This is a genomic window from Thermogladius sp. KZ2Tp1, from assembly GCF_051131135.1.
Classification (GTDB): domain Archaea; phylum Thermoproteota; class Thermoprotei_A; order Sulfolobales; family Desulfurococcaceae; genus Thermogladius.
In genome coordinates this window covers 918780-930989 of record NZ_CP151274.1, presented here as the reverse complement: position 1 = coordinate 930989, position 12210 = coordinate 918780, and the positions used below count along the sequence as shown (strand labels likewise).

At 54.5% G+C, this 12210-nt stretch carries 12 protein-coding genes; 10 read left to right on the top strand and 2 right to left on the bottom strand.

The genetic code is table 11. From position 1 onward, the window contains the following. Window positions 1-73: 73 nt before the first annotated feature. From WLZ34_RS05190 to WLZ34_RS05145, 10 genes are all read left to right on the top strand, one after another. Window positions 74-988: a hypothetical protein gene (locus WLZ34_RS05190; RefSeq protein WP_434731006.1), complete on the top strand. Its 915-nt coding sequence runs from the start codon at window positions 74-76 to the stop codon at window positions 986-988. After that, the gene (locus WLZ34_RS05185) at window positions 976-1755 is read left to right on the top strand and encodes a radical SAM protein (protein ID WP_434731005.1); all 780 of its coding nucleotides are present in this window, start codon (window positions 976-978) and stop codon (window positions 1753-1755) included. The genes WLZ34_RS05190 and WLZ34_RS05185 overlap by 13 nt, the downstream gene beginning before the upstream one ends. A gap of 96 nt (window positions 1756-1851) precedes the next feature. After that, window positions 1852-2823 carry a carbamate kinase gene (arcC, locus tag WLZ34_RS05180; protein WP_434731004.1) on the top strand — a complete coding sequence of 324 codons (972 nt, stop codon included), beginning with the start codon at window positions 1852-1854 and terminating at the stop codon, window positions 2821-2823. A gap of 86 nt (window positions 2824-2909) precedes the next feature. After that, window positions 2910-3743, top strand: coding sequence for a DMT family transporter (locus WLZ34_RS05175; RefSeq protein WP_434731003.1), 834 nt, complete (start codon window positions 2910-2912; stop codon window positions 3741-3743). 78 nt (window positions 3744-3821) lie between these two features. Further along, the gene (locus WLZ34_RS05170; RefSeq protein ID WP_434731002.1) at window positions 3822-5204 is read left to right on the top strand and encodes an amidohydrolase family protein; all 1383 of its coding nucleotides are present in this window, start codon (window positions 3822-3824) and stop codon (window positions 5202-5204) included. 210 nt (window positions 5205-5414) lie between these two features. Continuing rightward, window positions 5415-5612, top strand: coding sequence for a chromatin protein Cren7 (locus tag WLZ34_RS05165; protein WP_014738044.1), 198 nt, complete (start codon window positions 5415-5417; stop codon window positions 5610-5612). Between the two features lie 110 nt (window positions 5613-5722). Continuing rightward, window positions 5723-6943 (top strand): 4Fe-4S dicluster-binding protein, encoded by a 1221-nt coding sequence (locus WLZ34_RS05160; protein WP_434731001.1) that lies wholly within the window; start codon window positions 5723-5725, stop codon window positions 6941-6943. A gap of 129 nt (window positions 6944-7072) precedes the next feature. After that, window positions 7073-8335, top strand: a complete 1263-nt coding sequence (locus WLZ34_RS05155) for a phosphoglycerate kinase (protein WP_434731000.1) — start codon at window positions 7073-7075, stop codon at window positions 8333-8335. Further along, complete coding sequence (locus tag WLZ34_RS05150; RefSeq protein WP_428726644.1) at window positions 8332-9354, top strand: type II glyceraldehyde-3-phosphate dehydrogenase; 1023 nt, start codon at window positions 8332-8334, stop codon at window positions 9352-9354. The genes WLZ34_RS05155 and WLZ34_RS05150 overlap by 4 nt, the downstream gene beginning before the upstream one ends. 15 nt (window positions 9355-9369) lie before the next feature. After that, window positions 9370-9780: a universal stress protein gene (locus tag WLZ34_RS05145; protein ID WP_428726643.1), complete on the top strand. Its 411-nt coding sequence runs from the start codon at window positions 9370-9372 to the stop codon at window positions 9778-9780. On the opposite strand, the gene WLZ34_RS05140 is transcribed toward WLZ34_RS05145, so the two are convergent. Both WLZ34_RS05140 and WLZ34_RS05135 read right to left on the bottom strand, forming a co-directional pair. Then, window positions 9773-10633: an NAD(P)-dependent oxidoreductase gene (locus tag WLZ34_RS05140; protein WP_428726642.1), complete on the bottom strand. Its 861-nt coding sequence runs from the start codon at window positions 10631-10633 to the stop codon at window positions 9773-9775. The two genes, WLZ34_RS05145 and WLZ34_RS05140, sit on opposite strands and share 8 nt — an antisense overlap. A gap of 1 nt (window position 10634) precedes the next feature. Continuing rightward, window positions 10635-12158 (bottom strand): glycogen/starch/alpha-glucan phosphorylase, encoded by a 1524-nt coding sequence (locus WLZ34_RS05135; protein ID WP_434730999.1) that lies wholly within the window; start codon window positions 12156-12158, stop codon window positions 10635-10637. Between the last annotated feature and the right edge of the window lie 52 nt (window positions 12159-12210).

Here is a 12210-nt window from a genome sequence, read left to right as displayed (position 1 = left end):
CTCCTTTCTCCTCTTTAATCTGCGTTCATAAAAACGCCTGTGTCGATGTCCTGGTGCTAGGAGTAGCCTGTCGATGCGCATCAAAGGTATAAACTACGGTCTAACCCTCTACTACTCGTACCTCTTACCCCTGTTCGAAGTAGAGGAGGTGTCCGGCGGCTTCGCCTTCGTTAAGAGGCATGGAACCTGCTCTGGGCTGACGTGCAGGTTTAGAAAGCAGAGCCTCGAGACGACCTGCCGTGTACCTCGGTCGTGCCGGCTAGACGAGGTGGAGATGCTACTGGGGCTTCGGAAACGCCCTCTATTCCACGAGTTAGGGGTGGCCACTAACAGTGTTGGTGTGGTCGACCAGGTTACACTGTTGTACTCTCCGGGGGACAGGACAGCTGTTGCCTACGCGATTCACCTGTCACAGAACACGGACTACCACGTAAACACCGTCAAGTGGATCAGAGAAATGCTGGAGAAGGGCTCGATAAATTCGAGATCCTACCAGGTGGCGGCCTTCCGGCTCATTAAAGCTAGTGTGGACCGCTCCACGTCGATCGGCGACCCGTACGCAGAGGCCTCCAACCTGTTGAACATCAAGGGGCTTGGTGTCAAGTCCGCGAAGGCCTACCTACTACACGCCTACGGCCTCACAGAGCACGCGCCGGTCGACAGGCACTACAGGAGGTTGCTAGTTCTCGGCCGGGACTTGAAAGCCCCCGACAAGGCTAGGTGTGCTAAAGCCGGGCTAAAGTGCTCGACCTGTCCGTTCTCCTCGCGCTGTTTGTACGGGGTGTTGTTCAACAGACTCGGCGCGTTTAACGGGGTAATCCAGTCCCTTGCTTTCATAGCCGGTAGCTTAGAGAGGGTCGGGAAGGACTACTTGTCGAGAACCCTTGTGGGGGGTTTCGAGCATCTCAGCGATTTATTAAGGACCGTGATAAGCTCTTACCTAGTCGAGAGGTTCGAGGGTATCACGGGCTCTCGATGCCGGGGCTAGACCCGTTTAAGCTGACAGAGGAGGTCTACAAGAGAGTAGTGAGAGTGATCGGAGGTGTTGAGGAGAGGAGGTACTACAGGTTCAGGGGAGGTAGGTGGTACGGTGGTATCGCCACAGGCGACGTCGTTGGATGTAACCTAAGGTGCAAGTTCTGCTGGAGTTGGAGGTACAGCTACTTCTCCGACAAAGGGGGTTTCTACAACCCGTCGAGCGTTTTCAGCACTATTACCGACATCGCCAGCAGGAGGGGGTACAGATACGTTAGGCTGAGCGGTGGAGAGCCAACTATCTCGAGGAGGCACTTAGTAGACCTACTGAAACTCTTCGAAGAGACCAAGTTCGTCTTCATCCTGGAGACGAACGGCCTCCTCATAGGGAGGGACGAGAGCTACGCCCGCGAGCTCTCTAGGTTCCACAACATCGTGGTAAGGGTCTCATTCAAGGGGGCTACACCCGAGGAGTTCGAAGTGCTGACCGGGGCCGACAGGAGCTACTACGAGTACCAGTTCAGAGCCTTGGAGAACCTGATGAACTCTGGTCTTAGACCAGGCGAGGACTTCTACCCGGCGATCATGTTAAGCTTTAGTACAGACGAGAACTACAGGGTCTTCAAGAAGCGGCTTTCCCAGACACACCCCGCACTAGTCGAGTCCATCGACGAAGAGTACGTCATCCTATACCCCCACGTGGTCGAGCTACTTAGGAGGAGCGGTCTCAAGCCCCGTGTCGCTTACAGGCCGGACGGCGTGCCCGACTTTATGATCTAGTTGAACATATATACGCGAATAAACAAAGCTAGAGCAGTATTTGATAATTTAAAAACTCCTAGTAGAATCACACTTAATCCAAGCAAGGTGGTTCGAATGCCCAGAGACGACAAGTACATGGTAATAGCGTTCGGAGGGAACGCGTTCCAGTCCAAGGGCGATAAGGGGACTCCCGAAGACTACTGGAGGAACGCATACAAGGCCGCTGAGATAGTGGTGTCGCTGATCGAGGAAGGCTACAAGATAGCGCTGACGCACGGGAACGGCCCCCAGGTTGGCATAATAGCCGAGTGGATGATGGCTGGCTTGAAGATGAAAGAGCTCCCCCCGATGACTCTCGACATCGCGGGTGCGATGAGCCAGGGCTGGCTGGGCTACCTGCTCCAGCAAGCCCTGTACAACAAGTTGCTTGAGAAGGGCCTGTTCGGCAGTAAGGTCAAGGGCGTCGTCACAGTAGTAACGCAGACGCTGGTCAGCAAAGACGACCCGGACTTCAAGAACCCCAGCAAGTACATCGGGCCCTGGTACGAGAAGGAGGAGGCCGAGAAGCTGGCTAAGGAGTACGGGTGGTTCATAAAGCCAGACCCCAGAGGCGGTTATAGAAGGGTAGTGCCTTCACCGGACCCACAGATACAGGTGGAGATTGAGGCTATCCGGACCCTGCTCGACAACGGGTTCATAGTGATCTCCGACGGCGGTGGCGGAGTACCAGTGTACAAGGACGAGAAAGGCCTGCTCCACGGTGTGGAGGGAGTCATAGACAAAGACCTAGGCGCTGAGAGAATGGCGACAGCCCTCGGTGCTAGCGTACTCATGATATTGACCGACGTGGAGAAGGTCTACCTGAACTTCGGCACCCCCAACGCTAAGCCACTGGACGTGCTGACCGTCAGCGAGGCCAAGAAGTACTACGCGGAGGGCCACTTCAAGCCCGGGAGCATGGGGCCTAAAGTGCTCGCTGGGATAAGGTTCGTGGAGAACGGAGGCAAACTCGCCATCATCGGCCACCTCTTCAAGGCAAAGGAGGCACTGGAAGGAAAGTCCGGAACCCGTATCATACCTGGCTAGCGGAGGTTTTAGACTGGAGACCCTCTTTTTTCTCTCTCCTTACTCTCTTTCCATCTAGGCTGGCCTGACGCGAGCGCGTGGTGTCTATGAGGGATAGGTTAAAGGGGCTCTTAGCACTGCTCGCTACCTCTCTGATTTGGGGCTCTAGCTTCGTTTTCATAAAGTTGAGCGTGTCGGATATCGACGGTGTAGCCTACACGTTTTATAGGTCTCTAATAGCGCTAGCGCTACTAACCCCAGCTCTCCTACTGGGGAGGTCTAGGTTTAGCAAGGGGAGCTTTAGAAAGGGGTTCGTAGTAGGCTTGTCCTACGTCTCGGGACTGGCGTTACAGGGTGTGGGGACACAGTTCACCACCCCCTCGATATCCGCTTTCGTCACAGGGCTAAACACGGTCTTCGTCTACATATACGAGTTCTTGAGGGGCACCGCCGATAAATTAAAGCTCGTTGCGTCTCTAGCACTCTCCACGATCGGGCTATACCTGCTCACGGAGCCGGCGGGCGAGCTGGGCTTAGGTGTGGTACTGGTTCTGATAGGTGCTGTCGCCTGGGCCGCCGAGATAGTGTTGGTGGGCGTGTACAGCGCTGAGCTAACCCAGAGTACTATCTCCTTCTTGTACGGTCTTCTACTGCCCGGCCTACTCATCACACCGTACGTGGCCTTACACACCAAGACCCTGCCCAGCCCCAGCACTCTCCTCTACATCCTATACTTGAGCCTGTTCTGCACCATAATAGCCTCCGTACTCCAGGTGGTAGGGCAGAAATACGTCCCTGCCTACGCCGCGGCAACCATCTACTTGTTGGAGCCGATATCGGCAGCCGTGTTCTCTGCCTTGCTATACGGGGAGAGGCTCTCGTCTATACAAGTGGCGGGAGCCTCCCTGATCGTACTAGCGATCTACATCGTCTCGAAATAGCAAGCGGGGGCTCAGGAGGTCGTTTAGGAGAATTGTTTATTTCCCTCCACGGTAAATTTGAATACGAGGGTAGAGTGTATGAGGGAGAAGGTCGACATCCTCGTCTCCAACTCGCTAATCGTGACAATGAACAGCGAGCGTCGCGTCGTCCCGAGGGGCTACGTCGCAGTGAGAGACGGAACGATCGCCGACGTGGGAGTCGGCGACGGGAGAGACAAGTACACTAGCGAGGAGGTTGTTGGGGGCGGCAGGTCTGTCGTAACGCCTGGCTTCATCAGCGCACATACGCACTTCTACGGGGCCCTACTAACGGGTAGCCCCTGGTTCGGGAAGATCGAGCCCCCCACGGACTTCATGCAGAACCTCCAAAGGATCTGGTGGGCCCTTGACGTGATGCTGTGCCACGACGAGGCATACGCAGCTGCTCTGATCGGGTCTCTAATGTACGCGAAATCCGGGGTGACCAACTTCTTCGACAACATAAGCGCGCCCAACTGTATAGACAGCATACTCGACAGCATGGAGAAGGCTGTCAACGAGGTGGGTATCAGGGGTATTCTGAGTTTCGAGGCGACTCAGCGAAGGAGCTACGAGGAGGGAGTGAGAGGCGTGAAGGAGAACGAGAGGTTTATAGTCAAGAACAACAAAGACCCGAGAAAGCTAGTTAAGGGCGCCATCTACCTGCACGCCAGCTTCACGGTAACAGACGACTTGTTCAAGATGGCGAAAGAGCTCTCCGAGAAGCACGACGCGCTCGTGGCAATACACGCGGAGGAGGGGCTAGTCGACGTCTACCACAGCATCGAGAGGTACGGCGTGCGGCCTATAGAAAGGATGTACAGACTAGGCTTCCTCTCCCCGAGAGTCCACCTAGTCCACGCAGTACAGGCGACCGACGAGGAGATCCTGATCATCAAAAAGACCGGGGCGCACGTTGCGCACAACCCGATGAGCAACATGCTCAACGCCGTGGGAGTCCCGAAGATACCGAGAATGCTAGAGCTGGGCATTAACGTAGGGCTTGGCGACGACGGCTACATATTCAACGTTTTCGAGAACATGAGGGCGGCCTACCTGATCCACAAAGTCTGGAACCTAGACCCCAGGTTAATGACGCCTCTACAAGTCGTCGAGATGGCCACAGTCAACGCCGCTAGAATGTTCCACCAAGACAAGGACCTGGGCAGTATAGAGCCTGGGAAGAGAGCCGACATCGTTGTCATCAAGCCCAGGACGCCGCCAACGCCGGTAAACGAGAAGAGCGTTTACGGCCACCTCGTGAACTCCTTCACACCGGACGACGTGGACACAGTGGTGGTTGACGGGAGGTTCGTCGTTAAGGAAAAGAGGTTCGTCAACGTAGACCTCGACAAGGCTTTAGAGAAAGTCCACAGCACTGTCGAAAGGCTGTGGGACAAGATGATGGCTGAAGGAAAGTACCAGCTAGACTACCTCAAGTAGTAGAACTCCTCTCCTGCGTATAACATATCATTTTTCTACTACACTCTTTCAACTAACTTGTTCCTCTTATAACCACGGAATCTGTTCTATTGGGAGTTCATTTTTTCTAGCCGAATATTAAGCTGTAATATCGACACATTAACGTTTTATGGCTGCTTGTGAAAAATTATATAAACCCTTAACAACTAATATTTCTAACAGGTGATTGCGATGGCTGCTAGAGAGCCATGTAAAAATGCGGTCAAAGTCAGGACTCCTTCGGGCAAGGAGCTCGAGCTGATCCCTAGGAAAGTCTGGCAACTGACCCCCAGCGGGAGAAAGGGCGTAAAGGTGGGGTTATTCCAGGACCCTGAGACCGGGAAATTCTTCAGGCAGAAGGTCCCGGACGACTACCCGCTCTGCGGCTAAGGCTCAGCCTTCGAGCTTGTTTTTTACCTCGTCCTCTCAACTACAGGTCTGAAACTTGGAAAAATATTTTACTTGAGCCTCTCTAAATCTATGATTTTAGAGGTGTGAAATTGCCTAGTCTAGAAGTCGAAATAGCCGGGTTGAGGTTCAAGAACCCCCTGATGAACGCGGCGTGCCCTGTCTCAAGAGACGCCGAAATGATGAAGGCCCTTATCGAAAACGGTGTAGGCGGGGTAGTAGCCAAGACAATAAGCGTTAAACCGGCGATTGTCCCCAGGCCTAGCATGGCGGCCGTAGACCGGGGTATGGCGAGAATGCAGATCTTGAAGACTTTGAAGCCGGGCGACATAAGGATCGTCAACGTCGACAGCGGCAACAACAGGTTCATCTACGGCGTGTTGAACGCTGAGCTGTGGAGCGACATACCGGCCGAGCACTACCTTGAACGCGAGTACCCCATCGTCAAGGAGTACGCCAAAAAGAACAACGTGCCGTTCATAGCCAGCATAGGCTACACCCCGGAAGAGCTGTCCAACCTAGGTCCGAAAGTCGAGAAAGCCGGGGTAGACGCGATAGAGTTCTCTACACACTACATTGGTAGAGACTACAGGCCAGTCGTCGAGGCCGCTAAGGCCCTCCGCGAAAGTGTGAGCGTACCGATCTTCGCCAAGCTAAGCCCGTTCACCCCGAACATACCCGAGCTGGTTAAAGAGCTAGAGAAGGTCGGTGTAAACGGCATAGTGGCAACCAACACGATCGGCCCGGCCCTTAGTATCGACGTCGAGACAGGGATGCCTATCGTGGGCGGGCCTTACGGCTACGGGTGGTTGAGCGGCCCGGCCCTGAAGCCGCTGGCGCTCGCCGTCGTCTCCGAAGTAGCCCTCAACTCCAAGCTCCCTATTATAGGCGTGGGCGGGATATCCAGGGGTGTCGACGTGATCGAGTACTTCATGGCCGGCGCGTCGGCTGTCCAGATATGTACAGCCGCACTTATTGAGGGGCTAGGGGTCTTCAAGAGGATCCTGAAGGAAGTAGAGGACTGGCTCGCCAGGCACGAGTACGACAGTATACTGGACGTGAAAGGCCTAGCACTCAAATACCTGAAGCCGGAGCCGCGCAGGGTCTGGGCAGAGCCGCCCATAGTAGACGAGAAGAAGTGCATCGGCTGCGGTTTCTGCGAGCAGGTGTGTAACTATGACGCCGTACACGTGCTACCGGACGAGAAGGGCAAGAGGATCGCGAGAGTAGACATAAACAAGTGCTATGGCTGCGGGCTCTGTACTAGCGTGTGCCCAACACGAGCAATAGCCTTCAAAGAGTATATTACATAACCTCGTTTTTATTTTTCTACTCTTTTAATCACCTACATAAACTCTGTTCTCTAATCTTCTCCTATGTCTTTTTTACTCATTTAAATAAATTTTTAACGTAGACTTATATACGAGAGCCTGAAATCATCTATGTACGGTGGATCAATGGACAGCACCCTCCTCGACCTTCCGACACTTAAAGACCTGGATATAACTAGACGCAAGGTCTTCATGAGGATAGACGTCAACTCGCCTATAGACCCCGAGACTGGGAAAATCCTGGACGACAGGCGGATAAGGGTCCACGCGAAGTACATCAAAGAGATAGTCGACAAGTACGAACCCGCCCTCGTTCTCGGGTCTCACCAAGGGAGGCCGGGGGAGCGCGACTTCACCACTCTAGAAGAGCACGCAGAGCTCTTGAGCAAGTACAGCGGTGTCCAAGTGAAGTTCGTGGACGACGTGATGGGGCCGGCGGCAAGGAGCGCGATTTCGGAGCTGAGACCGGGCGAGGTTTTACTATTGGACAACCTCAGGCTGGTATCGGAGGAGGTCCTAGAGGCCGCGCCCGAGGAGCAGTCTATGACAGTGTTCGTTAGGAGGCTGTCCGGTTTGTTCGATTACTACGTGAACGACGCCTTTGCTACCGCTCACAGGAGCCAGCCGAGCATAGTGGGTTTCCCCTTGGTGCTACCCAGTGCTATGGGCCCGCTCTTCGAGAAAGAGGTGAGTGCTGCCGCTAGGATCTTCTCGTCTACGTCTGGACCCCGGATCTTCATACTAGGTGGTTCTAAAGTACACGACCTTCTCAGAGTCATCGAGAACCTTGTGAGAAACAGGCTCGCCGACCGGATACTCACAACGGGGCTCCTCGCACAACTCTTCCTAGTAGCTAAAGGCGTGAGACTGGGCGATGAAAACGTGAGACTTCTAGAAGAGAAGAACATCCTCACCCTTATACCCCGGGCGAGGCTCCTGCTCATGAAAGGCGCGCCCATTGAGACCCCCGTCGACGTCAAGGCGCACAACGAGAAAGACAACACGGTCGAAAACGTGTCCATAACCAAGGTTACCGGAGTGGTAAAGGACATTGGCGAGACTACCCTCGAGATCTACTGCGAGCTTATTAAGGAGGCCTCGTTGATCGTCATGAGAGGCCCTGCTGGAGTAATCGAGGACAGCAAGTTCAGAGAGGGCACGCTGAAAATACTCGATGCCGTTTACAACTCCAGGGCATTCGTCGTCATAGCTGGTGGTCACCTGGGCGCCATGATCGACGAGAGCAAGGTAAACGACAGGATCCACGTCTCTACAGGGGGCAACGCTCTACTCCTCTTGCTGAGCGGAGAGGAGCTGCCCGCGATTAAGGCGCTCCAGATGAGTAAATCCATCTTCTACGGTGGTAAGAAATGAGGGCTCCCGTGGCTGTTAACGGTTACGGTACGATCGGGAAGAGGGTCGCCGAAGCGATAAGGCAGATGCCTGACTTGGAGCTGAAGGGCATCGTAAAGTACACACCCGACTACAGCGTCCTGGTGGCCTACAGACAGGGCATCCCGGTATATGTGCCGGAGGGAAAAGAAGGGTTGTTCGAAGAAGTCGGGGTCAAGCCATCCGGGACTATCGACGAGTTACTCGGGTCGGTCAGTCTCGTCGTGGACGCGTCCCCTGGTGGAAAGGGGGCGCAGAACAAGCGGGTCTACGTAGAGCGGGGCCTGAGCGCCCTCTTCGAGGGCGGAGAGAGCCCAGACGTAGCCGAGGTCAGCTTTAGCACGCTCTGCAACTACCGGCAGGCCCTTGGTAAAAAGTACATTAGAGTGGTCAGCTGCAATACCACGGCCCTGCTTAGGCTGATATGTCTCCTAGACAGACACGTCGGCGTCAGGAAAGTCAGAGCGGTTATCGTCAGAAGGGCTAGTGACCCAAAGGAGGACAAAGGCATCGTCAACACGGTGAAGCTAGACCCGCCCAGTATACCCAGCCACCACGCAATAGACGTGAAAACGGTTCTACCAGGCCTGGACATCGAGACAGTCGCACTCATAGTGCCGACGACGCTGATGCACGTCCACGTTGTCCACGTCCAGACCAAGAGGAGTACCAGCATAGACGAGGTCGTTGAGGCGCTGTCCAGTACTCCTAGGGTAGTTTTCCTGGAGGGCGCAAAGATCGGTATAGACTCCACCAGCAAGATCGTCGAGTTCGCTAGAGACCTTGGCAGGAAAAGGTACGACATCTACGAGAACGTGGTTTGGAGGGACATGGTCAAGGTGAGTGGAGACGAGCTAACTGTAGTCCAGGCAGTCCACCAAGAAGCAATAGTAATACCGGAGAACATCGACGCGATAAGAGCGGCCCTGCGCCTAGCCGAGAGCGCGGAGGAGACGATGAAGGTGACAGACAAGGTTCTTAACGTCGGTTTACAACGTTAAAAGCGGGGTGAGAGTATGTCTGAGGCGCCGACCTACGAGATCAGTTTCATGTTGAGGAGAATCCTCGTCCCCTTCGACGGGAGTAGCCTCAGCCTGAAGGCTCTAAACATAGCCGTCGACCTCGCGAGGCACTACGGTTCGCAGTTGACAGTCCTCTACGTGAAGGTGCCAGGAGAAACCGGGGACCCCCTAGACCTGGCCAGGAGCGCTGTAGGCAAGAAAATAACGAACGTTAGGTACAAGACTATAGAGCTCAAGGAGAACGAGAGCATCTCGTCCATCATCCTTAAGGAGGCCGTTGAGGAGAGCTACGACCTGATCGTCGTGGGGGCTAGAGGAAAAACGAGCTACTTCGACTTGAGCATCGGGAGTATACCCCTAGCCCTGGCAGTCAACTCTACGTCCTCCGTCTTGATTGTCAGGTAGGGAGTTTTTTCTTCTTCAGGTACCCGAGAGACGCCTGGGGGTAGTCCTTAGAGCCCATCTCGCTCAACAGACCACTGTAGAAGCTAGCTACACCGCTCGATACTACCCCGGGGTAACCTCTGCTCTTCAGCTCACCCGATATTATACGGAAGTCCTTGGCTGCCCCTGCCACCGTGAACCTCGCCTTCTTTTCCTCGGCGATCCTGGGCCAGTACCTCTCAAATACGCTCTTCAGCCACGAGGCGTTTGCTACCTCTATGAGCTTGTCGACAGCAACGTTGTACGCCTCGAGGATCTCCAGCGACTCGCCTATCAGGGCTGGAAGGGCCAGGGCTATGTTGTTAACGGCGAGCTTCAGAGCCGTAGCTGCTGGAATGTCACCCGCGTACACCGTCTTCGAGGAGTACTGCGACACTAGGGACTCGACCTCCCCGAGCTTGCTACTCTCTCCAGCTACCATGGATAACAGCCTGCACTCCCTAGCCTCGTCGACGCTCCCGAATACTGTCCCCTCGAAGTAGTCGACGCCGTGCTGCCGGAATAACGACGATATCATGAGACTCGTCTGGGGTGATATTGTCGACGTGTTGACGACGAAACGTGTCTTGACATTCTCGTAAAGTCTCTTGCTGACCAACACCTCTATGTTCGCCACGTCGTCAAATAGAGAAACTAGTGTATAGTCCGCTGAGGCGCCTTCTAGGGTCTCCACCGCTTCACAGCCTATCTCCTCGCATAGTTCCACTGCTTTACTCGCTGTTCTGTTGTAGGCTAGGAGCTTGAACCCCTTTCTCGCCAGGCACGTTGCGATCGATGAGCCCATCAGGCCGGTTCCTACAATTAAGACTCTCATCTCACAGTGCCTCCAGATAGTACTTGTGCAGCACACGCCGCATATCAACCTTACTAGGGGTCTTCAGGGCGCTGTTAAGAGAGACCTCCCAGTACTTGTCTTTGTCGCTGTGGTACATGTCGATCAGGTCGAGGAGTTTTTTCTTGAACTCCTTGTACTCGTTCTCGTCGACCTCCTTCGCCCTGGGGTCGTCGTATATGTTTATGAAGTCTCTGATGTCGGTTCCGAAGAACCACCCCGTCACGTTGTCTTCTATCACCTCCAAGGCGGCCCCGTCTCTCGAGGAGAGCACGGGGACTCCGTTGACGAGCGCCTTCATGAAGCTAGTCCCGCTAGCCTCCCACCCACTGAATGGCGTGAACAAGAGGTAGTCGCTACCCTGTAGTACCGTCCTTGCTGCGGGTACATCGTGGTCGCTTAAGAAGACGACGTGGTTTATTTTCAGGTGTAGGTCTCTAAACTTCCTAGCGTAGCTCAGCCCGTCGAAGTCCTTGGGGTGGGGCTTCCCGCCCAGGACGAACACCGCCTCGACGTCCGGGTTCTCCTCTATAAACCTGGCAACGAAGTAGGGTCTCTTGTACCTCGCCAGCCTCCTCGTCCAAGCTATGATCGGCTTATCGTCAGCGGACAGCTCGGGCTTCACGTTCCTCAACAGCGAGACAAGCTTTTTCCTGTTATCGAGCCTCACGCTGATCAGTAACTCCCGGCTCAACGCATTTTTGTTGTACGCTTCGTAAAGCCTCGGGTCCATCCACCTCTCGAGGCTCACCCCGTTTGTTATGGAGACTATTTTACTCGAGTGCTTGGCGAACAGCTTCTTTATCACGTCTTCCTGCTTCTTGGAGACTACGATCCCCTTCCTCAGCTTGCTCAAGGCGTAGTCCGTCAACAGTATGTTGTCCCCGAGGAAGAGGCCGAACTCCCTCGCGATCAGGCCTCCAGGGAACGAGGGGTGACCCCAAGGCCCTGGAGTGTGGATTATGATTCTAGCCCTGTCCTCAACGTTAAGTGCCATTAAGAGTAGTGCTGTGTGGGCCTCTTCAAGGTCTATCACGCTCGCGTTCTCTAACCCAATGAAGTCCCGTATGAAAGCGGCCGAGGCCTTAGCCAGCAAAGCGTAAACCAGGAACTGATTCTCGAGGGTGTCGGCCATGTAAACCCTGTCTGTGAGAGCCCTAGCCCAGTTCGGGCAGACCGCCTCGAAGAAAACGACCTTCGCTGTTTTGTGAGTGTAGACGAGGGGTTTTATGATAACCTCCTCTCCCTTTAACGTCACGGTGAACTCGTCCCAGGGCTGCAACTTAGCCAGTACGCTCGGGGACTGCTTCTCCGGCTCTGCTATTGGCTCAGTGCCGTTGAACTTTAGTCTGACGTAACCCTGCCTGTAGTATAAGGTGAGAGCCCAGTAGTCTAAGCCCATCTCCCCTGCTGTTATCACCTTGTCACCCTCTAGTACGCCGAGACCGCCGGCATACGTTCTCAGTTGGTCGATAGCGATCTCAGGAGTGATGCTCACGATAACCATTGTACCACCACAAACAGAGGCTAAAGTTTATGCAAGTCTCTCAAAGTATTTA